Annotated in this window: 23 protein-coding genes; 8 read left to right on the top strand and 15 right to left on the bottom strand. The window is 34.9% G+C overall.

Annotation, left to right across the window (positions count from 1 at the left end; translation table 11 throughout):
* Positions 1-115: 115 nt before the first annotated feature.
* The gene (locus AC4PRO_RS10525) at positions 116-2524 is read right to left on the bottom strand and encodes an efflux RND transporter permease subunit (protein ID WP_492117313.1); all 2409 of its coding nucleotides are present in this window, start codon (positions 2522-2524) and stop codon (positions 116-118) included.
* Positions 2525-2729: 205 nt separating this feature from the next.
* Between AC4PRO_RS10525 and AC4PRO_RS10520 the strand changes: the two genes are divergently transcribed.
* Together AC4PRO_RS10520 and AC4PRO_RS10515 are read left to right on the top strand one after the other, a co-directional pair.
* A complete protein-coding gene (locus AC4PRO_RS10520) occupies positions 2730-5006 on the top strand; it encodes a cation:proton antiporter (protein ID WP_492117312.1) in 2277 nt (758 codons plus the stop codon).
* Between the two features lie 2 nt (positions 5007-5008).
* Positions 5009-5338, top strand: a complete 330-nt coding sequence (locus AC4PRO_RS10515) for a DMT family transporter (RefSeq protein WP_492117311.1) — start codon at positions 5009-5011, stop codon at positions 5336-5338.
* Here AC4PRO_RS10515 and AC4PRO_RS10510 read toward each other — a convergent pair.
* The 4 genes from AC4PRO_RS10510 to AC4PRO_RS10495 all read right to left on the bottom strand — a co-directional run bounded on the left by AC4PRO_RS10510 (position 5335) and on the right by AC4PRO_RS10495 (position 10111).
* Complete coding sequence (locus AC4PRO_RS10510) at positions 5335-7833, bottom strand: DUF5686 family protein (RefSeq protein ID WP_492117310.1); 2499 nt, start codon at positions 7831-7833, stop codon at positions 5335-5337. The genes AC4PRO_RS10515 and AC4PRO_RS10510 overlap by 4 nt on opposite strands.
* Positions 7834-7952: 119 nt before the next feature.
* The gene (gene frr / locus AC4PRO_RS10505; protein ID WP_074720782.1) at positions 7953-8516 is read right to left on the bottom strand and encodes a ribosome recycling factor; all 564 of its coding nucleotides are present in this window, start codon (positions 8514-8516) and stop codon (positions 7953-7955) included.
* A gap of 39 nt (positions 8517-8555) precedes the next feature.
* On the bottom strand, positions 8556-9263 hold the full coding sequence (gene pyrH / locus AC4PRO_RS10500; protein WP_074720784.1) for a UMP kinase: 708 nt from the start codon (positions 9261-9263) through the stop codon (positions 8556-8558).
* A 68-nt stretch (positions 9264-9331) separates the two neighbouring features.
* Entirely contained in the window at positions 9332-10111 is a 780-nt protein-coding gene (locus AC4PRO_RS10495) for a patatin-like phospholipase family protein (protein WP_074720787.1), read from the bottom strand.
* Between the two features lie 108 nt (positions 10112-10219).
* Here AC4PRO_RS10495 and AC4PRO_RS10490 point away from each other — a divergent pair, with 108 nt between their 5' ends.
* Positions 10220-10837 carry a thioredoxin family protein gene (locus AC4PRO_RS10490; protein ID WP_492117309.1) on the top strand — a complete coding sequence of 206 codons (618 nt, stop codon included), beginning with the start codon at positions 10220-10222 and terminating at the stop codon, positions 10835-10837.
* A gap of 6 nt (positions 10838-10843) precedes the next feature.
* On the opposite strand, the gene AC4PRO_RS10485 is transcribed toward AC4PRO_RS10490, so the two are convergent.
* The 6 genes from AC4PRO_RS10485 to AC4PRO_RS10460 are packed head-to-tail and all read right to left on the bottom strand — an operon-like array spanning position 10844 to position 14025.
* Positions 10844-11104 carry a hypothetical protein gene (locus tag AC4PRO_RS10485; RefSeq protein WP_492117308.1) on the bottom strand — a complete coding sequence of 87 codons (261 nt, stop codon included), beginning with the start codon at positions 11102-11104 and terminating at the stop codon, positions 10844-10846.
* Positions 11105-11149: 45 nt separating this feature from the next.
* Entirely contained in the window at positions 11150-11374 is a 225-nt protein-coding gene (locus AC4PRO_RS10480; RefSeq protein WP_492117307.1) for a hypothetical protein, read from the bottom strand.
* A gap of 7 nt (positions 11375-11381) precedes the next feature.
* On the bottom strand, positions 11382-12077 hold the full coding sequence (gene truB / locus AC4PRO_RS10475; RefSeq protein WP_492117306.1) for a tRNA pseudouridine(55) synthase TruB: 696 nt from the start codon (positions 12075-12077) through the stop codon (positions 11382-11384).
* Complete coding sequence (locus tag AC4PRO_RS10470; protein ID WP_492117305.1) at positions 12077-12862, bottom strand: undecaprenyl-diphosphate phosphatase; 786 nt, start codon at positions 12860-12862, stop codon at positions 12077-12079. The genes truB and AC4PRO_RS10470 overlap by 1 nt, the downstream gene beginning before the upstream one ends.
* Positions 12863-13105 carry a DUF3098 domain-containing protein gene (locus AC4PRO_RS10465; RefSeq protein WP_074720797.1) on the bottom strand — a complete coding sequence of 81 codons (243 nt, stop codon included), beginning with the start codon at positions 13103-13105 and terminating at the stop codon, positions 12863-12865. It abuts the gene before it with no gap.
* A gap of 44 nt (positions 13106-13149) precedes the next feature.
* Positions 13150-14025: a cell division protein FtsX gene (locus AC4PRO_RS10460; RefSeq protein WP_492117304.1), complete on the bottom strand. Its 876-nt coding sequence runs from the start codon at positions 14023-14025 to the stop codon at positions 13150-13152.
* Positions 14026-14187: 162 nt separating this feature from the next.
* Here AC4PRO_RS10460 and AC4PRO_RS10455 point away from each other — a divergent pair, with 162 nt between their 5' ends.
* A complete protein-coding gene (locus tag AC4PRO_RS10455) occupies positions 14188-17307 on the top strand; it encodes a leucine--tRNA ligase (protein ID WP_492117303.1) in 3120 nt (1039 codons plus the stop codon).
* Positions 17308-17782: 475 nt separating this feature from the next.
* Positions 17783-18475, top strand: a complete 693-nt coding sequence (locus AC4PRO_RS10450) for a zinc metallopeptidase (RefSeq protein WP_492117302.1) — start codon at positions 17783-17785, stop codon at positions 18473-18475.
* Between the two features lie 72 nt (positions 18476-18547).
* Here the strand turns inward: AC4PRO_RS10450 and AC4PRO_RS10445 are convergent, their stop codons facing one another.
* The 3 genes from AC4PRO_RS10445 to AC4PRO_RS10435 form a co-directional block, all read right to left on the bottom strand.
* The gene (locus tag AC4PRO_RS10445; protein ID WP_091090810.1) at positions 18548-19018 is read right to left on the bottom strand and encodes an Lrp/AsnC family transcriptional regulator; all 471 of its coding nucleotides are present in this window, start codon (positions 19016-19018) and stop codon (positions 18548-18550) included.
* Between the two features lie 367 nt (positions 19019-19385).
* Positions 19386-20135: a uroporphyrinogen-III synthase gene (locus AC4PRO_RS10440; RefSeq protein ID WP_492117301.1), complete on the bottom strand. Its 750-nt coding sequence runs from the start codon at positions 20133-20135 to the stop codon at positions 19386-19388.
* A 13-nt stretch (positions 20136-20148) separates the two neighbouring features.
* Positions 20149-20820, bottom strand: coding sequence for a DUF4271 domain-containing protein (locus AC4PRO_RS10435; RefSeq protein ID WP_492117300.1), 672 nt, complete (start codon positions 20818-20820; stop codon positions 20149-20151).
* A 104-nt stretch (positions 20821-20924) separates the two neighbouring features.
* Between AC4PRO_RS10435 and AC4PRO_RS10430 the strand changes: the two genes are divergently transcribed.
* From AC4PRO_RS10430 to AC4PRO_RS10420, 3 genes are read left to right on the top strand one after another with little or no spacing between them, the layout of a single operon-like run.
* Positions 20925-21650: a polyprenol monophosphomannose synthase gene (locus AC4PRO_RS10430; RefSeq protein WP_074720809.1), complete on the top strand. Its 726-nt coding sequence runs from the start codon at positions 20925-20927 to the stop codon at positions 21648-21650.
* A gap of 11 nt (positions 21651-21661) precedes the next feature.
* On the top strand, positions 21662-23002 hold the full coding sequence (locus AC4PRO_RS10425; protein WP_492117299.1) for a dihydroorotase: 1341 nt from the start codon (positions 21662-21664) through the stop codon (positions 23000-23002).
* Positions 23003-23014: 12 nt separating this feature from the next.
* Complete coding sequence (locus AC4PRO_RS10420) at positions 23015-23497, top strand: DUF4296 domain-containing protein (protein ID WP_492117298.1); 483 nt, start codon at positions 23015-23017, stop codon at positions 23495-23497.
* A 10-nt stretch (positions 23498-23507) separates the two neighbouring features.
* On the opposite strand, the gene AC4PRO_RS10415 is transcribed toward AC4PRO_RS10420, so the two are convergent.
* On the bottom strand, positions 23508-24509 hold the full coding sequence (locus tag AC4PRO_RS10415) for an NAD-dependent epimerase/dehydratase family protein (RefSeq protein WP_074720815.1): 1002 nt from the start codon (positions 24507-24509) through the stop codon (positions 23508-23510).
* Positions 24510-24519: the final 10 nt, after the last annotated feature.

The raw sequence follows: 24519 nt of genomic DNA, 5'->3' as shown, positions 1-24519 counted from the left end.
TTAAAAAGGAAGTTATAATAATCAGAAGTTGCCTTTATAAAAAAAGCTTCCCGTCTAGAAAGAGGGGAAGCTTTAGTGAGTTTTATAAGGCATGATTTTAAAAGAAGTGTGCCGATTATTTATCTAGATTTTCGTCTTCTTCTCTGTTACTCAAAATATCAATTTTAGGCTCGATAAATTCCTGTTTGTTCGCTAACGATTTGTTTAAAGTTAATACCAAACAAGGCAATAACATCAAGTTAGACAACATCCCGAACGCTAGCGTTATGGCAATTAATCCACCTAGGGCTACTGTTCCTCCAAAATCAGAAAGCAAAAACACAGAGAATCCTGCAAACAATACCACTGAGGTGTAAAACATACTGATTCCAGCTTCTTTTAGTGTCGCAAAAACAGATTTTTTTATTTTCCAGTTATTTCGAGTTAACTCTTGACGGTATTGGGCCAAGAAATGGATGGTGTCATCTACTGAAAGTCCGAAAGCAATACTAAAAACTAAGATCGTCGATGGCTTAAGCGGAATGCCGAAATAGCCCATCAATCCTGCAGTAATCATTAGCGGCAATAGATTAGGGATTAACGAAATGACCACCATTTTAAACGAGCGGAACATGAAAATCATCAACAATGAAATTAAAAATACAGCAAAAAGAAGCGAGCTGACTAAGTTGTCAAGTAGGTATTTTGTTCCTTTTTCAAAAACTAATGCTTTCCCAGTCATTACCACTTTATAGCGATCAGAGGGGAATATTTTATTGGTTTTATCAAGTAGTTTTTGTTCTATTTTAGCCATGTTTCCCGTACCAATGTCTCTCATGAAGGTGGTAATTCGGGCTACTTGTCCCGTGCTGTCCACATAACTTTTCATGATGTTATTTTGGGTGTTTTTAGATGCGTTTTTTGCATAACCCAAAATAAAACTTTGCTCTTGAGAAGTAGGTAATTCGTAATATTCAGGATTACCATTGTAGTATGCCTGCTTAGAATATTTAACCAAATTTAGAATAGAGATTGGTTTTGAAAGCTCCGGAATTTCTTCTATCGTCTCTTGAAGCTCATCCATCTTTCTTAAGGTAGAGAGTTTCATAACTCCTTTTTTTCTTTTGGTGTCAATCGTAATTTCAAGTGGCATGATACCGTCAAATTCTTTTTCGAAAAAAAGAATATCTTTAAAGAAGCCTGTATTTTTTGGCATGTCTTCAATTAAACTTCCTGATGTTTTAATTTTGAAAGCACCTATGCTGCTTATTAAAAATAAAAATATAGCCACAAGATAGACATGTCGTCTGTTGTATCTTACCGTTTTTTCAATCCAGGCCATGAACACTTTCGTGTAATTGCGGCTCAAATGTCTCAGGTGTTTTTCTTTTGGAACAGGTTGATAGCTGTAGTAAATTGGTATGATGATAAGGCATAAAAAAAACAGTGCAACAATACTTAATGAGGAAATGATACCAAACTCTTTCAACAACTCACTATTAGTAATGATAAAAGTGGCAAAACCGGCAGCTGTAGTTAAGTTGGTCATCAAGGTAGCGGTTCCTACTTTTGTAATTACGCGTTGCAATGCACGGGCTTTATTTCCATGAGCAATATATTCCTGTTGGTATTTATTAGTCAAGAAAATACAATTGGGAATCCCGATTACGATCACCAAAGTAGGGACTAGCGCGGTAAGTACGGTGATTTGATAATGGAATAATCCAAGCAGTCCAAACGTCCACATAACCCCTATGATTACAATTATAATTGCAATTAGGGTAGCTCTGTAGGAACGGAAAAAGAAAAAGAATATCAACGAAGTCAGCAATAAAGAAACGCCAATGAATAAACTAATTTCACTCATGATGCTCATCGCATTCAATGTCCTGATGTAAGGCATCCCAGAAACACGTAAATCAATGCCCGTTTCTTTTTCGAAAGCTTCTATTTTTGGGATAAAATCATTTACGATATAATCTTTACGGTGCGCTGTATTGACGATTTTTTTATCTAAATAGATTGCTGAGCGGATCGTTCCGTTTCTTTTATTGAAGAGGAGACCCTCGTAAAAGGGCATGTTTTCGAATAAATCTTTTTTGATAGTGTTTAGGTACGCCTGATTAACTGTTTTTGCTTGGTCAACAAACGGCACTAATTCAAAAGTTTGAAGGGAATCATTTTTTTGCAATTTCTTCAAGTCACTGATTGAAATAATCAGATCCACTTCTTTTTGTACTTTTATTTCTGTCGTTAATTTATTCCAAGCAGCAAATGCTTTGGGTGTAAAAAAAGCATCGTCTTTAACACCGACAACAATCAAATTTCCCTCTTCGCCAAATTTGTCTAAAAAGGCGTTGTATTCTTTATTGATGATGTGGTTGTCTGGCAGTAGATTAGCTTCCGTAAACGAAAACTGTATGTTTTTCCATTGCAGTGCTAAAAAAAGCGTTATAAAAACAATAACACCAAGGATAACGATTCGGTTTTTAAGTACGATACGGGCAATAAATTCCCAAAACCCTACTTTTAATTTCTTTTTCATAAGTGTACTAAAAATGGGTGCAAAGGTAGTGAATACCACCGCAAAAGCTATAATTTATGAAAATCTTTTTATCTGGTTTATGGTTCGCTTTCCACTGTTTGATTCCTTTTTTAATTTCGCTAAAAAATTAAATTTTGCCTTGTAAAACGTATTATAGAATTTTACATCTTTGTGTGATTTTGTAAAGTTAATACACGAGTGTAAAATGGATTTAAGAAAATATAAAAACACGCTGTTTTATTTGACGGTGACCGGTGGTTTCACCGCTTTGATCTATTGGATAATTAATAAAGGAAAGGAACTAGAAGGAAAAGAAGCATTGGTTGTCTCAGACTCTACTCATAGTTCTTGGAACGATTTTATTATGTCTATGAAACATAATTTTGAAGATCCTTTGGCTATACTTTTGGCTCAAATTGTAATGATTATCCTGATGGCTCGGCTTTTTGGCTGGATTTTCAAGAAGATTGGACAGCCCACTGTTATTGGTGAAATTATAGCTGGTATCGTGCTCGGGCCTTCTTTGGTAGGAATGTATTTTCCTGGTTTTTCTGCTGCTTTGTTTCCTGTTGAATCCCTTGGTAATTTAAAGTTTCTTAGTCAGATAGGATTAATTCTTTTTATGTTCGTTATAGGGATGGAGCTCGATATTAAAGTACTTAAAAACAAAGCAAGCGAAGCAGTAGTAATCAGTCATGCGAGTATTGTGATTCCATTTGCATTGGGAATAGGATTGTCTTATTTTGTTTATAATAAATTTGCTCCGGCGGGGGTAGAGTTTCTTTCTTTTAGTTTGTTTATGGGAATCGCCATGAGTATCACCGCTTTTCCTGTTTTGGCCAGAATTGTACAAGAAAGAGGGATTCATAAGACTAAATTAGGTGCAATTGTTATTACCTGTGCGGCCGCAGATGATATAACGGCTTGGTGTTTATTAGCAGTAGTAATTGCGATTGTTAAGGCAGGAGATTTTGTGGGTTCACTTTATGTCATTTCGTTGGCTGTCGTATACGTTATGGCAATGATTTTTATCGTAAAACCGTTTTTGAAAAGAATTGGTGATTTGTACGGTTCTAAAGACAGTATTGGGAAACCCGTTATGGCAATTTTCTTTCTTTTTCTAATTCTTTCTTCTTACGCTACAGAGGTAATTGGTATTCATGCCCTTTTTGGCGCTTTTATGATGGGATCAATTATGCCGGATGTTTCTAAATTCCGAATGATATTTATCGAAAAAGTAGAAGATGTTTCGGTGATACTTTTGTTGCCTTTGTTTTTTGTGTTCACAGGTTTGAAAACTGAAATCGGACTTATAAATGATCCGTATTTATGGAAAGTTACCGCAGCAATTATTATGGTTGCTGTTGTGGGTAAGTTCTTGGGAAGCGCTTTGGCAGCAAAGTTTGTCGGGCAAAACTGGAAAGACAGCTTAACGATTGGCGCTTTGATGAACACCAGAGGGCTAATGGAACTGATAGTATTAAATATAGGATTAGAGCTTAAGGTTTTAACTCCTGAAGTTTTTACGATGATGGTTATTATGGCGCTGGTGACCACTTTTATGACCGGGCCTGCTTTAGATTTGATTAATTATTTGTTTAAAGACAAGAGTGTGCCTGATGCCGAAGAAATAATTAACTATAGTAAATACAGAATACTATTTTCATTTGGAAATAACGAGAAAGGGAAATCACTACTGCGATTAGCGAATAGCCTAACCAAAAAGCAAAAAAGCAGCTCCATTGTTACTGCAATGCATTTATCTCTAAGTGATGAACTGCATACATTCAACTTGGAAGAGAAAGAAAAAGACAGTTTCTTACCTATCTTTGAAGAATCAGAAATGTTGAGTATAGAAATTGAGACCATTTTTAAAGCAACCATCGATATCGAGTCGGAGATTGTAGATGTAGCAAATCAAGGGGATTATGACTTATTGCTTGTTGGTTTAGGGAAATCTATTTTTGAAGGGACTATTCTCGGGAAAGTTATTGGGTTTACCACTAGGATCATAAACCCGGATCGATTGATTGACAAATTTACGGGTAAGGAAGGCTTGTTTGAAAACTCTCCTTTTGACGAACGAACCCGCCAAATTGTTGCCAAAACAAAGATGCCGTTGGGAATTTTAATCGATAAAGAATTTCAAGATATAGATCATGTGTTTATTCCAATTTTTAAATCAGATGATTCTTTTTTAATTGATTACGCCCAAAAATTAATTTACAATAACAATTCTAAAATCACTGTTTTAGATGTAAACGGACATGTAAAAAATAATTTTGTTATTCAAAGTGCCGTGACTTCATTAGAACAAATACATCCCGATAATTTATCAATAGTTATAGATAAGTTAGTAAGTTTGCCCTTTCTGGAAAAGCAGGACTTAATGCTCATTAGCCTCGAAAGCTGGAAATCAGTACTGGACTCAGATAGCGATTGGTTGATTGGCGTTCCGTCTGTTTTAATTATTAAACCGTAATTATGAATTGGATTTTATTAATCATTGGAGGATTCTTCGAAGTAGGTTTTGCCTCTTGTTTAGGCAAAGCCAATGAAACAAAAGGTGTCGAATCTACGTATTGGATGTTGGGGTTTTTAGTTTGCCTAAGTATAAGCATGCTATTGCTGTACAAGGCAACCCAAGAATTACCTATTGGTACTGCTTATGCTGTGTGGACGGGTATAGGAGCCGTAGGAACTGTTTTGGTAGGGATTCTTGTATTCAAAGAGCCGGCTACTTTTTGGAGAATCTTCTTTTTGACGACTTTAATTGCTTCAATTATTGGATTAAAGTTTGTTTCCAGTCACTAGAGTCCCAAGTTAAGAACATAGCTCAGCTTTATGGCAATATTATCTTCAAATCGAAGCAATTGATTGGGGCCATAACGGTAAAATGCGGTAAGTCCTAGTCCTTTAAAAATTTGATTGAGTTCTATTCCAGATTCAAAATAACCTTCATTAAGGGTTTTGTAATTTAATCCTGCATGTTGCTCTGGTTTTTGTAAATTTCCCCACGCCATTCTGGATACTAGAACTAAGGAAGGTTTGACTTTTTTGAAAATAGTCACTCTGTTAAAGCCGTGCTTAAATTGGAAATAAACAAACTCATTCGAGAAAAATTCATTGAAATACATTGTTTCAAAACTGTTTTTTCCTGCAAAGGTGATTCTTTGAATGATGGTTTCTTTTGTAATATTATTTGGAGAAGTATTGTACAAATGGGTCAACGGAATATCGCCTGTAGCGTAACCTGCTTCGAATAGTAAATTTGTTTTTTGGCCATTCAAATATTTCTTCTCATATTCGGTTTTAAAATCTATTTTGCTAAATTCAAAATCATTGTCTAATACTTTTGGTAAGGACTGTGTGAACTGAAAAGTAAATTTCGGAAAACGTTTTTCAACTTCAACTCTGCCCGTTGGCGTTTGCATATAGTCACTGAAAGGACTCCATTGCAGCGAAACCATAGCCGTTGTCATGATGTAATTCGTATATAGTTTGTTATTTAAATTATAGACATAGTTGAATTTGGGTTCGATTTCTGAGCGATTGAGCGTCCAAAGACTTTCTGTTTTTGGAATAATTTGAGTCTTGAAAGAAGCTTTCCAACTCACATAGTTGTAAAAGGTACTAATGTTTATAGGTCGAGGATCGTAGAGTTTAAAAGGACTTTTTTCGATAGTATATAAAGTATTGGCAATCTCCCTAACGTCGTCAGTGTATGATAGACCAATCCAGGAATCAGAAAATTGACCCACACGAGCGGACAACCCTACATTATATTTAAAATTCCCGTCTTTTGTGCCGTATGCCGAATAGCCTTCAATTCTGAAATTTTTTAAAAACTGGTCATTTGTTATGCCTCCAAAACCCAAGCGAAAACCTTCGTAGTTATTATAGCTGATAATTTTTCGCAAGTCCATATCGAAAAATCCTAAAGGTAAAAATCCGTTGATGACTTTTCTGCCAAAACGAATGCGGCTTGTAATTCTTCTTTTAATGGCGATACTATCTAATGCCAAATAGGTTTTTTGGCTTCGAATGTCTAAACTATCCTTTCGGTAGGAGTCCCAAAAAGGCTCTGGTTTGTTAATAGCATCTTCTTTTATTTCAACAGAAATATAGCTTTGTTTTATTTTCAGCGGAATATTATACTGGATGTCGAAGTTATCGGTTTTAGACAGCAGATACGTAAAATCAGAAGGGGTCTTTTTTCTGGTTTGGAAGTCTTTTTCAACGTCACCGTCAAATTGAATCGTTCCACCAAGGATTTTTATATCATCGTCATTTTTTCCCTTTATAATTTTAAACGTTTTGCGAATGGGGAACCAAATGTTTTCTTGAGCTATGTATTGGAACTCATGGATTCCGCTGATGTCAAGAACTCCTTTTATTCGCATAATAGCCTTGGAAACGGCAAAATTAGTTTGATCAATATATAGCACTCCTTCTAGTCCTGAAGCCTTACTTTTCTTTTTATTTTTAAAATAAATCATGTACGACGTTCTGCCATCTATCGCGAGGGTGTCAAGTAATTTATAATTATAATCTCTTAAGGCATCCCTAGCAATTGGACTGTTGTACTTTGTTTCGAAAAGTTCATAACTGGAATCATAGACCGAAAAGGATTGTAAATTGAACCCTAAAATCTCATAAACAGGTTGTTTAAAACCGGCCATTTTTGTTCCTAAAATCGTTTCTTTTAATTTCTGGTTTCCAAACTGATATTGCGAGACTTTCTCGGTTTGAAATAAGTGTTGCTTGCTGATAATCTCTTTGAATTTATAAGCAGAGGAATCGATTTTAGAGAAGGTTTTGCTAATTGAGTTTTCAATAAATACCGAGTCAATAGTTCCTTTTAACGAGTCAGGATTAGCGGAAACAATCAGTTTATTATAGGATTTGAATTCGAAAGTTTTTAGTCTTGATTGGGGATTATTTTTGTTTTTATTTTCAATGACCTTTTTTATAATGGCTAATGCAGGATTTGTATTCGAAATAAAAACTTCCTTTAAGTCATCCCTTTTAGGCGTTAGAAAAACGGCGTAATAATTTTTTTCTTTTAAAACAGCGACTGTAATTCGAAAATGCCCTATGTAGGAAACGTCAAAAGAGGTAATACTATTTTTTGAAAAAATACTAAATTTTCCGTCCACGTCAGAGATGGTTGTGAAACCGGCAGCAGAAGTGATGGTGGCAAAAGCAAGCGGTTTGTTTGTTATGGATTCTTTTACAATTCCGTTTAGCCGAAATTGAGCTTGGACTGAAAAAGTAAAAAAGAAAAACAGTAGACAAAAATGCTTCATAAAAAAGGTTTAGTACAAAACGGCCACAAGCACATTATGGTATTATGTATGAAATAAGAATAAGAAAAATCCGTCTCGCTTTGTAAACGGGACGGATTATGCCATTGATTTGTTGAAAGTTATACTTTCATGATTTCAGCTTCTTTATGAACAAGAAGTTCATCTACTTTTTTGATATAATTATTGGTTAAGATTTGAACTTCTTCTTCGGCACTTTTACAAATGTCTTCTGATGTGCCGTCTTTTTCTAATTTTTTGATATCAGAATTAGCATCTTTACGAGCGTTACGAACCCCTATTTTTGCGTCTTCTGCTTCCACTTTGGCTTGTTTAGCAAGATCGCGTCTTCTTTCTTCTGTTAATGGCGGAACACTGATAATGATCAGGTCACCATTATTCATTGGGTTGAACCCAATGTTTGCTACCATGATTGCTTTTTCAATAGCGTGAAGCATGTTTCTTTCAAAAGGCTGAAGCGTGATGGTTCTTGCATCAGGAACGCTTAGTTTTGCCACTTGTGAAAGCGGTGTAGCTGAGCCGTAATAATCCACAAAAACACTTCCTAGCATTGCTGGAGATGCTTTTCCTGCGCGAATGTTTAGAAACTCTTTTTCTAAGTGGGCAATAGAACCGATCATCGATTCTTTAGTACTATCTAATATAAATTCAATTTCTTCAGTCATTATTTCCAATTTTTAAGTCCCCTTCCGGGATTTAGGGGATTATATATTTACTACTGTTCCTATGTTTTCTCCTTCACAAATTTTTAATAAATTACCTTGTTTGTTCATATCGAAAATTACAATCGGCAATTTATTTTCCTGACTTAATGTAAATGCAGTGGAATCCATTACATTCAATCCTTTGCTAATTACGTCGTCAAAAGAAATAAAATCAAATTTGACAGCGTCTGGATTTTTTTCAGGATCTGAATCATAAACTCCGTCAACACGTGTCCCTTTTAGAATTACATCAGCATGTATTTCTACACCGCGTAAAACAGCTGCGGTATCTGTTGTGAAATAGGGATTCCCAGTTCCCGCTCCAAAGATTACGATTCTTCCTTTCTCAAGGTGACGCACCGCTCTTCTTTTAATATATGGTTCTGCAATTGCTTCAATTTTTAATGCAGTTTGTAAACGGGTAAGCATTCCTTTGTCTTCTAATGCACCTTGCAAAGCCATTCCGTTAATAACTGTGGCTAGCATTCCCATGTAGTCGCCTTGTACGCGATCCATTCCATTACTGGCTCCTGCAACTCCTCTAAAAATATTTCCACCACCTATTACAATGGCGATTTCTGTCCCTTTATCGTGAATTTTTTTGATTTCTTCGGCATATTCAGCTAATCTTACTGGGTCAATACCGTATTGTCTGTCGCCCATTAAAGCTTCACCACTTAATTTCAGAAGAATTCTTTTATATTTCATGTGTATGTTGAGTTGTTTGGTGCAAATATAGTGATATTCTTTTTTTTTGAAATAGTGTCGCTTAGTTTTTATAAATTTAGTTTATCAAAGGAAATCTTGGCGGCTTCATAACCAATTTTAAAAATAGCGTCCATTTTTGCTTTATTCATCTCAAAAGTGCTGTAAATACTGAGTTCTTTAGGTTCAATCACCCATTCACAGATGTTAAATTTTTGTGTATTTGTATTAGCAGAAAGAATATCAAAAGCTCTGGTGGTCACTGCTCTGATAGAATTTAAATCTTTTGCTTCTATTTTTTGTATCGGACTGACATATACACCTATTATATTTTCACATTGACCTTGTAATATATCTGTTGGGAAATGATTTAAAATCCCACCATCACTATACAAATCTCCGTTAATTTCAAAAGGCGATATAATTCCAGGAAAAGCAGAAGATGCTAAAAGGGCGTCACTAATTTTTGTTTCCGACTCAAATATTTTCAACCTTCCTCTAACCATATCGGTTGCTGTTATTTGTGTAGGAATTTTTAGTTCGCCCAGGACTGCATTGTCGAAGATGGCGTGAAAATATTCTTTAAAGGATTCAGAATCTATCAAGCCCGCTTTTTTAAAAGTGAAATGCCTCCATTGAAACAGATAAACCGACTTAAAAAAATCTAAAATCTCATCAGGAGTCTTTCCCCAAGCATATAGTGCACCTACAATTGCACCTGCGCTTGTGCCGGCGATCCTGGTGGGACGGATGTTTTGCTCTTCTAAAAATTTAATCGCACCCGCATGAGCAATACCTTTAGAACCTCCACCTGAAAGAACAAGCCCAATTGATTTTGAATTGAAATCCATTTCCTTTTTTTATTTGTTCTAAAATTACTGTTTTGCTTTTTTTTAAGTGACTTTTGTCATGTTAAAAATTAGTAAATTGTTTTAACTTTACATAAATAAAGAGAAATCATGAGAAAATCGATTGCTAAAGCATTATTCAACAGTCATTCCTATTCCGAATATAGAAAACTAGTTTCAGATTTACTAAAGGATGATAAATCTACTGGCAATGAACAGTCAGCTGCTTTAACTAATTACAGTCATTTAAATGAGACGCGTATGAATCGTTTAGATAAAACCTTAAAGATACCGCAAGAGAATGTGGAGAAATTGGGGGCCTTAAAAAACGAATACATTTGGTTAGTCATTTCTGAAGGTTGGTGTGGAGATGCGGCTCAATTACTTCCTGTTTTTGATAAAATGGTTGCCGCAGCTGATGGGAAAATAGAGATGAAAATTGTTTTGCGTGATGAAAATGAAGAGTTAATGAATTTGTTTTTAACGAATAAAGGCAAAGCGATTCCAAAACTTATCGTCATCAATAGAGAAACTGGTGGCGCATTGGCGCATTGGGGGCCTCGACCTAAAGGAGCTATTGATTTAATTGAGAATTATAAAAAAGAACATGGTGCTATTGATGAAACGGCAAAATCCGATTTACAATTGTGGTACTTCCACGATAAAGGCTTGTCTTCGCAAGAAGAAATTATTTGGATGATGCTTGATTTAGACAAGGAAGAAGAATAACTCTATTTAGAAGCTGATTAAGGAAATCCCTAAACTTATATTTCCTGAGTCTCTTTGATTGTTGATTGGAATAGTATAATGATTGAGTTCGATAAAAATTAAAATATCATCATCATTTTGTATCCCGATACTGATTTTTTTGTAATCGCCATTTAAGTTGCCGCGACCTAATGCAATTGCTTTTCCAAGGCCTAGCTGGAGTGTAATTCTGATTTCGTCACTTATACTTGGACTAAATCTTAAATTAGCAAAAACAGGGGTAACCACTAATTTGTTTGACCAATCCCAGATTAATCCGCTATGAATTCCTAATCAAACCCATTTTTTATAACGTAGACCATAGCCTAATTTTGTTCCAATACCGTCGGGAAGGAACCAAGATTCTTTTGTATTGGTATAAGGATCAACTTCTCCTCTTTTAGGGTTTCCGGTTAAGGCTAATGTGACGTCAAATTGAGTATAAGTGATTTTCTTGTCTTGAGCAAAAAGACTTCCGCAAAAAAATAGTGCGAATAATATCGTTTTTAGACGTTTCAAAAAAGGGTTATTTTGATTCTAAATTATCTTCGAATACAACGACATCCACAGCATCTTTTACATCATAATCTCCAATTTTTGTACGGCGTAAGGCGGTCAAATGGGATCCTGAATTCATTGCCTTTCCAAAATCAAAAGCTAAAGAACGGATGTAAGTCCCTTTGCTGCAAACCACTCTGAAATCAATTTCAGGAAGTGCAATTCTGGTGATTTCAAATTCGTGAATCGTAGTTTTTCGAGATGCAATTTCTACTGCGTTGCCTGCGCGAGCATGCTCATATAGTCTAACGCCTTCTTTTTTTATCGCGGAATAAATAGGGGGAATTTGGTCTATTTCTCCTAAAAACTGCTTTACCGTTTCATGAATTAAAGCCTCGTTTATATGTGAAGTAGGGAATGTTTTGTCTATTTCAGTTTCTAAATCGTAGGACGGAGTTGTGGCTCCAATAAAAAAAGTACCAGTATATTCTTTGGCTTGACCTTGAAGTTCTGTAATTCGTTTAGTGAATTTTCCGGTGCAAACTAAAAGCAAACCTGTAGCTAGCGGATCTAAAGTTCCTGCATGACCAATTTTAATTTTTTTAGGAAGTCCCAGTTTATTAATCAGCGCATATTTTAATTTATTTACCGCCTGAAAGGAAGTCCAATTCAAAGGCTTGTCAATCAATAAAATTTGTCCGTTTAAGTAGTCTTCGTCTGTCATTAAATGATAGTCAGGGGATGAATGAAAAAATGAATAATCAGTAAAATAATTCCGGCAGCAATTCGGTAATATCCAAAAACTTTAAAACCTTTTTTACTTAAAAATTCGATAAAACTTTTAATAGCTAAAAGCGCCACTATAAAAGCTATAACATTACCAATAATCAATAAATTGATTTGGTCATGAGTCAAGACAAAACCATCTTTGTAATAGTCGTAACATTTTTTTGCAGTTGCACCAAACATGGTAGGAACAGCAAGAAAGAATGAAAATTCAGCTGCCGATGTGCGGGCTAGTTTTTGGGACATTCCACCCACAATGCTTGCACCACTTCTAGAAACTCCGGGAACCATTGCTAAACATTGGTATAACCCAATTTTAAATGCTTTTAGGTAGGTGACTTTCGTGTCCTCTGAATGATTAAACCAATCATCTACTTTTAGTAAAACAATACCACCAAGTAAAAGAGAAACGGCAACCGTGACAGGGCTTTCTAATAATTCATCGATCATGTCGCTGAATAATAATCCTAGAACTACAGCAGGAATAAAAGCAACAAACAATTTAAAATAGAAGTCCCAAGTTTGAAAAAAGCGTTTAAAATACAAAACAACAACGGAGAGAATAGCTCCCAATTGAATTACAATGGTAAAAAGTTTTGTAAAATCATCACTTGCAATCCCAAAAAAGGAAGAAGCGATAATCATATGTCCAGTAGAAGAAACGGGTAAAAACTCAGTAATCCCTTCGATAATAGCAAGGATAATCGCTTGTAATGTATTCATTTATGCTTTCTTTGGATTTTTCAATATGGCGTACACTGTAATTCCAAAACCGATTAAAACGGTTGTTGGAGCGAGACGAATTCTTCTAAAATTAAAAATAGCATCGCTATATACATTAGGGTCATCGCTTCCTCCGCCAGACATTAGAATGAATCCGAGAGCAATTACTGCTATACCAATTAGTAAAATGGTATAGTTTATTTTTCCAAAAAGAAAATCTTGTTTTGTGTCTTTATCTTTCATTTATGCTTTTTTACTTTTTAAATTCTGAAATCCTAAATCTTAGATTAATATAGATCGTCTGTTCTCAAATTCAAGAATTTCTGCGTCGCAAAATGAGTACTTAACCAAGTAATCAAAACACCAATCCCTAATACGGACAATAATACACCCGCGATAAGAACTTTGTTGTCAAGAATTCCTAAATCAGGGAAGCTAGTTTCGACATAAATTAATACGCCAATCAAAGCAATAATGGCTAAAGTAGCGCCTAGCATTCCTAGTTTGATACTACGCATGACAAACGGTTTTCTGATAAATGATTTTGTTGCTCCCACCATTTGCATGGTTTTAATGATAAATCGGTTCGAGTGAATCGATAGTCGCAACGAACTGTTAATTAATAAAACAGCAATAAAAGTAAGGAATCCGCTGATTATTAAAATCCACATACTCACTTTTTTAATATTGTCGTTCACTAAATTCACTAATTGTTTATCATAAACAATATCGGAGATCATAGGATTTAGTCGCAATTTTTTCTCCACTTTAGCAATGGAATCCTTTTCAACGTAATCTGCTTTTAGGTGAATGTCGAATGAGTTTTGCAATGGATTTTCGCCCAAAAATGTCATAAAATCTTCACCTATTATATCGGTATGTTGTTTTGCAGCCTGTTCTTTAGTCACATAAACTGTAGATTTTGCGTACGGAGCAACTTTTAACTCCTTCGAAAAGGCTTTTAAAATACTGTCATTAGCTTCATTTTTGAAAAATACCGTCATGGCAATTTTTTCTTTAAAGTCGTCAGCTAGTTTTTTAGAATTTATAATAAAAAGGCCTAATATTCCCAATAGGAACAGTACTAAGAATACACTTAGAACAACCGAGAAATAAGAGGAAATTAACCTGCGTTTTTGAAACCTATCAAATGAAGAACTCATAGTTTACTTTAATTATGGGGTAAAAATAATAAAGAATTTCTTTATATGAAGTTAATAACGTCCAAAGTTTCAATTTTCGTACAATAAACGTAAATTTGCAACTTTATAATTCAGGAGTGAAAGTCTAAGAAACTTTGTCACTTTGTAACTTTGTCACCTAAAATGAAATACAATCCGAACGAGATAGAAGCCAAATGGCAAAAATATTGGGCAGAAAATCAAACTTTTGCTGCTGTAAACAACTCTGAGAAACCAAAGCATTATGTGTTAGACATGTTTCCTTATCCATCAGGAGCAGGGCTGCACGTAGGACATCCTCTGGGATATATAGCTTCAGATGTGTATGCGAGGTATAAAAGACATCAAGGTTTTAATGTTTTACACCCAATGGGTTATGACAGTTTTGGGTTGCCGGCTGAACAATATGCGATTCAAACAGGGCAACGTCCGGAAGATACCACTTCAGTAAATATTGATGGTGGTTATGATAAAGAAGGAAATAAAATTGCTGGATATAGAAAACAACTCGACAAAATTGGATTTTCATTCGATTGGAGTAGGGAAGTGCGTACCTCTAATCCAGATTATTACAAACATACCCAATGGATTTTCATCCAATTATTTAATTCTTGGTATAACAAAGACAACGATAAGGCGGAAGATATTTCAACCTTGGTGGCTATTTTTGAAAAAGAAGGAAATGCTACAGTTAATGCAGTTTGTGATGATAGTATCGAATCTTTTTCGTCAAGCGAATGGAATGCTTTCGCAAAAGAGCAACAGCAGAAAATTTTGTTACAATACCGATTGACTTATTTAGCAGAGACTGAAGTAAACTGGTGTCCAGGATTAGGAACAGTCTTGGCAAATGACGAAATCGTAAACGGGGTTTCAGAACGCGGTGGATTCACCGTGGTTCGTAAAAAAATGACACAATGGAGCATGCGTATCTCCGCTTATGCGGAACGTTTGTTACAAGGACTAAATGATATTGACTGGAGCGAAAGCATCAAAGAAAGTCAGAGAAATTGGATTGGGAAATCAGTTGGCGCTACAGTCGAATTTAATATTCAGAATTCAGATGCGAAAATTGCAGTTTTCACTACACGTCCTGATACTATTTTTGGAGTTACGTTTATGACCTTGGCACCAGAACATGAATTAGTTGCCCAAATTACGACTCCAGAACAAAAAGAAGCGATTAGCAATTATATAGAAAAAACGGCAAAGCGTTCTGAAAGAGAGCGTATGGCTGATGTAAAAACCATTTCAGGAGTATTTACAGGAGCGTACGCAGAGCATCCTTTTACAAAAGAACCTATTCCAGTTTGGATAGGAGACTATGTTTTGGCAGGTTATGGAACTGGAGCTGTTATGGCCGTTCCTTGCGGAGATGAAAGAGATTATGCTTTTGCCAATTTCTTCAAAGGACAAAGTGGAATGCCAGCAATCAAAAATATTTTTGATAAAGATATTTCAGAAGCTGCTTTTGGATCTAAAGAAGGTTTCAAATTAGTAGATTCTGATTTCTTAAACGGATTAGGATATAAAGAAGGAACCTACAAAGCAATTGAAGCCTTAGAAAAAATAAATCAAGGAAAAGGAAAAACAAATTACCGTTTGCGTGATGCTGTTTTCTCTCGCCAAAGATATTGGGGAGAACCGTTTCCTGTTTATTATGTAAATGGCTTGCCGCAAATGATCGATGCGAAATATTTACCAATTGTACTACCAGAAGTAGAAAAGTATTTACCTACAGAAGATGGTTTGCCACCTTTAGGAAACGCTGAAGTTTGGGCTTGGGACACGACTAAAAATGAAGTGGTTAATACTGATTTAGTAGATCATTTGACTGTATTTCCTTTAGAATTGAATACGATGCCAGGTTGGGCAGGAAGTTCATTTTACTGGATGCGTTATATGGATCCAAAGAATGAAAACGAATTTGCAAGCAAGGAAGCTTTAGCCTATTGGGAAAGTGTCGATTTATATATTGGCGGTAACGAACATGCAACAGGTCACTTATTGTACTCCCGTTTTTGGAATAAATTTCTAAAAGATAAAGGTTTTGCGCCTACTGAAGAGCCATTCAAGAAATTGATCAATCAAGGAATGATCTTGGGGACTAGTGCTTTTGTATATCGATTAATGATTACAAGTGTTTCTGGACATAGAGATGATTTTGGAAATGATACAGTTGGAAAAAATATCTATAATACGCCAATCTTCATTAGTTCTAAATATTATAAAGAATTTGAAAAATGTAAAAAGAGATATGATGTTGATGATTTTCAGCTTTCTTTTCATAGAGGACAAGACGTTGTTTTTGCTGGCGAAAAGAATCTGATATTAAATGAATTAGCGACTTATTTATTTAAATTGACAAATAGTAATACGACTGAGTTTACAATTTATGGTGATTCTGTTAATGAATTAGATGTTGATGGAGTGAACGTAAATGAGTTACACGCGGATGTTTCAATGGTAAATTCATCTGATGAATTAGACATTGAAGCTTTCAAGAAATGGAGAGAAGATTATAAGGACGCTGAATTCATTCTTGATGAAAATGGTAAATACATCGTGACTCGCGAAGTAGAAAAAATGTCAAAATCGAAATACAATGTAGTTACTCCAGATGATATTTGTAATGAATATGGAGCAGATACTTTACGTTTATACGAAATGTTCTTAGGGCCATTAGAACAAGCGAAACCATGGAATACAGCGGGGATTTCGGGAGTTTTCGGTTTCTTGAAAAAACTGTGTCGTTTGTATTTTGACGAACACAATTTGATTGTTACTGATGCCATACCAACAAAAGACAACTTAAAAACATTACACAAAACCATTAAAAAAGTGGCAGATGATATTGAGAATTTCTCTTTCAATACTTCGGTTTCACAATTTATGATTTGTGTGAATGAATTGTCAACTCAAGGTTGTCATTCTCGTGCTATTCTACAACCATTGGCAATCGTAATTTCACCTTATGCGCCACACATCGCCGAAGAGTTGTGGTCGTTATTGGGAAATAAAGGTTCTATTGCAACGGTTCCTTTTCCTGTTTTCGAACCAAAACACTTGGTAGAAAGTAGTAAAGAATATCCGGTTTCTTTTAACGGAAAAATGCGTTTCACTATCGAATTGCCTTTGGATTTAACCAAAGATCAAATCGAGGAAATCATTATGAAAGACGAAAGAACGATAAAACAACTAGAAGGTAGAACACCAAATAAAGTGATTATTGTACCTGGTAAGATCATTAATTTGGTTGGCTAAGCGTATTAGCACCATTTTTTAAAATTCTAAATCCCAATTGTAATTCATTATGATTGGGATTTTTTTTAATTTTTAAACACATAGATTCATAGGGAAGTGGATTGCAAGAAGTCATTTTATACCAATGCTATTTATAAAACAGCCCAATTGTCAGTTCGAGCGGAGTCGAGAACCACTATTGCATCTCGACTCCGCTTGATGTGACAAAAATTAGTTCGGACTATACTGTACTTGTGTTTGGCATTATTATTCATAGAATTTTATAGAACTATGTTAAAAAGCGAGCTTTCTAAAAGAGTGTAAAGAATGTTGAAACCTATGATTTTATGTGTTTCATTTTTTTTATATAAATGGTTTTTGTGTTGGAATTTGAGATTTGATTTACATGATGCCAAATTGACATTCTTAAAATTTGGTGTAGAATTTGCATTGTAAGTTGTAACTTTAAACAAGAAGCAAACAAAAAACAAAATATATGGGAATGAGTTATTTAATTCTTGCAGGTGCAATTATGCTGGCAAGCTGGGCAGTAAGTTCTAGACTGAAAAGCAAATTTGAACATTATTCTAAAATGCAGCTGCAAAACGGAATGAGCGGTGCTGAAATTGCTGAGAAGATGCTGGCTGATAATGGGATTCGCGATGTGCGAGTGATTTCGGTAGCTGGGCAATTGACAGATCATTACAATCCAGTTAATAAAACGGTGAATCTAAGCGAGGCAGTGTACAATCAGCGCAATGCGGCTGCGGCAGCTGTAGCAGCGCACGAGTGTGGTCATGCGGTGCAACATGCCGTGGGCTATCAATGGTTAACCATGCGTTCTAAGTTAGTTCCTTTTGTAAATGTGGCATCGTCGTATATGCAATGGATTTTGATAGGTGGAATTTTATTGATGAATAGTTTTCCGCAGTTATTGCTTTTTGGAATTGTGCTTTTTGCGGCAACCACTATTTTTTCAATAGTAACTTTACCGGTGGAGTATGATGCTAGTCATCGTGCGTTGGCTTGGTTAGAGAATAAAAGAATGCTTACGCAACAAGAGCATGATGGAGCCAAAGATGCTTTGAAATGGGCTGCCAGAACTTATGTAGTGGCCGCGTTGGGATCTATTGCTACTTTATTATATTACGTTTCCATTTATATGGGAGGTGGTAGTCGGAGAGACTAAAAAAATCAATATTCTAAATTCCAAATTCCAATGCATTACGATTGGAATTTGGAATTTCCTTTTTTTAGCTTTTTACAGTTGGATTTGTCTATCAATTTGTTGGTCCAAAGAAATGAACGTTTCTGTTCTAGAAACGCCTTCTATTGTTTGAATTTTGGTATTTAGTAAATTCATTAAATGTTGGTTGTCTCTACAGATAATTTTAATTAAGATAGACCAGTTTCCGGTGGTGTAATGGCACTCTAGTACTTCTGGGATTTTCTTTAGTTCTTTAACAGCTTCAAGGTTTCGCGCTGCTTTGTCTAGATATACTCCAACAAAAGCCATGGTATTGTAACCAAGAACTTTATGGTTTACTACAAATTTTGATCCTGAGATTACACCAGATTGCTCTAGCTTTCTCAACCGCTGATGAATCGCAGCTCCTGAAATTCCAATTTTGTTTGCGATTTGAAGGATTGGTTTTCGGGCGTCTTCCATTAGGAATCTTAAAATTTCTTTATCGATTCCATCTATTTCTACTACCATGGAGTTTATTTTCATAGCTTTTATTTTAGAACTAAAACCAAGGTGTTTAGTTGTAATTGAAAATCAAAATTAAACAAAAACAACTAATTAAAGCGTATTTGAGCTTTATTTAGAGGTGTTTTTAATTAATACCAGTACTAGTTGTAAAACAGTCCAATTGTCAGTTCGAGCGGAGTCGAGAACCATTATTGCATCTCGACTTCGCTCGATGTGACAAAAATTAGTTTGGACTATGTTGTACTTGTTTTTGGTGTAAATTGGAGATCAAGAGTAAGCTTGTGTCGAAGAAGAAGAGTTCGTTTTAGGTGGGAATTGAGCATAAAAAAAACCATCTGTTGTCCAGATGGTTTTTTTAGTTTTTATTTAAGATCGAGGTCGGGCATTATTTTCCCTTATTCGCTTCAATAATATATTTTTCTAAAGCCATTGTCATCGAAGGCGTATTTGGTGATGGAGCCAGAATATCAACTCTTAAACCATTGTCTAACGCTTCTTTTTGAGTAGTACTTCCAAAAACAGCTATTCTAGTATCATTTTGTTTAAAGTCCGGAAAGTTTTTAAATAAAGATTTAATTCCAGTTGGACTAAAGAAGGCCAATACATCATAATAGACATCTGCTAGATCAGAAAGATCGCTCATCACTGTTTTGTAAAAAATACCTGGAGTCCAGTCTACTTTTAATCCATTAAGCGTGATTGTTGCATCAGCATTTAATTGATCTGAGGCTGGTAAAAGAAATTTCTCGTCTTTGTATTTTTTTATCAATGGAGATAAATCTGCAAAATCCTTAGGGCCAACGTAAATTTTACGTTTTCTATAAACAACATATTTTTGCAAATAAAAGGCTACTGCTTCAGATTGGCAGAAGTATTTCAATCCTTCGGGTACTTTGAAACGCATTTCATCAGCTACTCTAAAGAAATGATCTACTGCGTTTCGACTAGTTAAAATAATTGCTGTATAATTATTAAGATCGATCTTTTGCAGTCTAATCTCTTTGGCATTAACTCCTTCTATATGGATAAAAGGTCTGAAATCAATTTTAACTTTATGCTTCTGTTGGAGTTCAAAGTAAGGAGAATTCTCTACTTTAGGCTCGGGCTGTGACACCAAAATTGTTTTCACTTTCATATTTTAACATTTTCTAAGCGCCTCCTTTTTTAAACATAAATAGCATGAAAAAATAAGGGGCTATTTCGAGAGCGCAAAGATATAAAATAAAATAAAACATCTTACTGAATATTAAATTTTGATATTTTTTTATTGAAAGCAAATATGCAAAAACATTGATTATCAATACTATAGATATAATTATTAATAAAATATTTCTTGATATTGTATCGTAATAAAACAATATCGTGTTGATAGGTAAGATAAATAGACCAATATACGTTCTGTAAGTAACCTTTTGAAGATTAAATTGTTCAACAAACTCTTCAATATTAAATGCAGTAGCGATAATTTTTTCGACCAGAAATTTAGATAAAATGAAAAATATCAAAAACGTAATAATTTGAATGTAAAGGATCCAGTCTGTCTTTGAGCCATATCCAAAAAAGCTTAGGGAAAGCTGGATGAAAAAGGCAAAGGAAATTACTTGCACAAGAAAAAGCGAAATGGTAAAACTGCCTTTTAGATGGCTTCCATCGCGATATACATTAGAATATTTATCTGAAAAGATCAAATTCATAAAATCGCTAAATCTATTTTCATAAACTGATTTAGTAATTGCGATAATAGCAAATGCCAAGACAAATAAAATGGTCGCCCAATCTTTGCTTTCTGTTATTCTTGGATGAAGTAGGTGTTCAATCATAGCGCTGCAAAATTACTAATTTTTTATATCAATCTTTTTATTATAATTTTATTATGAATCAAATGCCATAAAAACGTTACTTTTGCGTTGAAATTACTAGAAATATGAACGACTGTATTGTTATAATTCCTACCTATAACGAAATTGAAAATATTGAAAGCATAATCAGGTCGGTGCTTTCTCAACACAAACCTTTTGACATTCTTATTGTTGACGATAATTCTCCGGATAAGACCGCAGATAAAGTCAGATTGCTTCAAACAGAATTTGCGGATCGTCTATTCTTAGAGAATAGAAGAACGAAAGCGGGACTAGGAACAGCATATGTACACGGGTTTAGATGGGCATTAGAAAAAAAATACAGTTTTATTTTTGAAATGGATGCTGATTTTTCTCATAATCCGAATGACTTAGAAAAATTATACAACGCTTGTCATTTTGGAAATGCTGATTTAGCAATTGGTTCACGATATGTTACAGGAGTAAATGTAGTCAATTGGCCATTAAACAGGGTATTGATGTCTTATTTTGCATCGGTATATGTTCAAATTATTACTGGGATGAAGATCCATGATGCTACAGCAGGCTACGTCTGTTATAAAAGAGAGGTTCTTGAAGGAATCGACCTCAATAGAATAAAATTTGTTGGTTATGCGTTTCAGATTGAAATGAAATACAGGACTTTTTGTAAAAAATTCAATATTGTCGAAGTGCCAATCATTTTTACGGACAGAACAAAAGGGGTGTCAAAAATGAGTAATTCAATAATTGTTGAAGCTGTTTTTGGAGTAATTTCTCTACGATTAAAAAAATTAGTTAATAGTTTATAAGCAAATATACAATGAAATGTATTTTAATTAAGAATGCCAAGATAGTAAATGAGGGAGTGATTTTTGAGGGTGATGTTTTGATTGAGAATGATATTATTGTTGAAATTGCAGAAAGCATTAGTGCTAAATCATCAGACTGTCAAATTATTGATGCTGAAGGCAATTACCTTATTCCGGGAGCAATTGATGATCAAGTGCATTTTAGGGAGCCGGGCTTAACCTATAAAGGGGATATAGAATCAGAGTCTAGAGCTGCCGTTGCAGGTGGGATTACAACTTATATTGAGCAACCCAACACAATTCCTAACGCGGTTACTCAAGAAATATTAGAACAAAAATACGAGCTTGCTGCCGAAAAATCGTATGCGAACTATTCGTTTATGATGGGAGCGACAAATGACAACTTGGAAGAAGTCTTGAAAACAAACCCAAGAAATGTTGCTGGTATAAAAATATTTTTAGGGTCTTCAACGGGTAATATGTTAGTTGATAATGAAGATACTCTGGAAAAAATATTTTCCAGTACACCGATGCTTATTGCCGTTCATTGTGAAGATGAAGAGACAATAAGAAATAATACAGAGAAATATAAAGCAGAATATGGCGAGGATGTACCTGTTACTGTGCATCACCTGATTCGTAGTGAAGAGGCTTGTTATATCTCTTCTTCTAAAGCGGTTGCCTTGGCTAAAAAAACAGGAGCTCGTTTGCATGTTTTTCATCTTTCTACTGCCAAAGAAATGGATTTGTTTACGAACAAAATTCCATTGGAAGAAAAGAAAATTACAGCCGAAGTTTGTATTCATCATTTATGGTTTACTAATGAGGATTACGCGACAAAAGGAAATCTGATTAAATGGAACCCTGCAGTTAAGACAGCCAATGATCGTAAAGTACTTTGGGAGGCTTTATTGGATGACAGAATCGATGTGATCGCAACAGACCATGCACCACATACATTAGAAGAAAAACAACAACCGTATCTAAAAGCTCCTTCAGGAGGTCCGTTAGTGCAACATGCGGTCGTGGCAATGTTTGAGGCTCATCATCAAGGGAAAATTAGCATTGAGAAAATTGTGGAGAAAATGTGTCACAATCCTGCTAAATTATTCAAAATAGAAAAGCGTGGTTTCATAAAAGAAGGCTATTATGCCGATTTAGTTATCGTAAATCCAGGTTTACCTTGGAGCGTAAAGAAAGAGAATATATTTGCTAAATGCGGATGGTCACCATTTGAAGGATTTACATTCAAATCGAGAATTACACACACTTTTGTAAATGGCCAATTAGTCTATAATGCTTTTAAAGTAAAAAATATTCGTGCAGGAAAAAGACTCTTGTTTGATCGCTAATAGATAAAATAGATGATAAAGAAACTGTTACTTTTGACCATTTTACTTGGTTTTATTAGCTGTAAAGAAGATGCGGTAAATAAGCCCGACAATCTTATACCAAAAGATAAGATGATAGATGTAATATATGATTTGTCGATTTTGGATGCTGTAAAATATCAAATACCAACATCAGCAGTGACTTATGAAATTAGTCCTTCTAAGTACATTTATAAAAAGTTTAAAATTGATAGTACACAATTTGCGCAAAGCAATATTTATTACGCTTCTAATTATATTGACTACAAAGAAATGTATGATGAGGTTATCAAACGTATTGAATCTAAGAAAGTAGTCATGGATTCAGTAGTAAAAAGGCAAGAGAAAAAAGAAGCAAAGGCAAAAGCTGATTCCATAAAACGAATCAAGCCTAGCTCGATAAAAAAAGATTCTATAGTACTAAAAAAGGGAGGTATTGTCAGAAAAATGAGAAGAAATGCTTTGCAAAGTAAATAAAGTAATGAATTTATAAGTTTGAAATTTCCTTAATATACTGGTGGACGTCTGTGAAATTAGTTTTTAATGTCATTTTAATCTTTTCATTGGAGTATTCATGTATAGAATAGGATGCTTTAGCGGTAGTTTGAGTTAATTTTCTTTTTTTATTGAAAACATTTGCTAAAATCCAATCTAGTCTCCAGCCCATTTCTATTAAATACGGTTTCATTTGACGGGAAGGTCTTTTTACCTTCAATGCGTCAGCAATAGTGTTTATTATATCTTGAAAGGATATGTTTTCTGCAATCAGGATAAAACGTTCGTTCCTGATTTCGCTTTTCATCAATTGAGCAGTCATTCTTACCACATCACTTACCGCCACAAATCCGGTTACTCCAAGCGTATAATAACGTAATCCCTTTGCAACTGCCTTAAAAAGTAGGCCACTTCCTTGTTCTTGAAAACCGGGGCCAATAATAATTCCAGGATTTACAATTATAACATCTAAGCCTTCTTGCTGGCCTCGCCAGATTTCCATTTCAGCGCCATATTTAGAAATAGCGTAATCGCTGTGTGGTTTTTCTGGATTCCATTCTGTTTCTTCCGTAATAATCGTTGCGGTGCTTGCTAGGTCACCTAATGCCGCCGTCGAGCTGATGTAACATAATTTTTTAATTCCTTTGGCAAGGCAAAAATTTACAATGTTTGCCGTCCCTTCAATATTGGTTTTGCGTAGTACGTCTTCGTCTTTTGGATCAAATGAAATTAAGGCAGCACAATGGTAGACATAATCAATTCCTATAAAGGCATGCTCTAATGTTGTGATGTCAATAATGTCTCCCTCTACCCATTCTATGGCGTTAAATAAACCTGATTTGTTATAAAGTTGGAATAGGGATTTCGTTTTTTTGATCGTCTCCGAATTCCGATAAATAGCCCGTATTTTTGCAGCTCCGATATTTTCGGATTCTATTAAATACAGCAATAAATGCGCTCCCACTAAACCAGTTCCTCCTGTTACTAAAATCATTTTGTAAAGA

This window comes from Flavobacterium sp. DW-iso2, from assembly GCF_058725285.1.
Note: the sequence above shows the minus strand (reverse complement) of the source record. Positions and strands in the feature narration are given on the sequence as shown.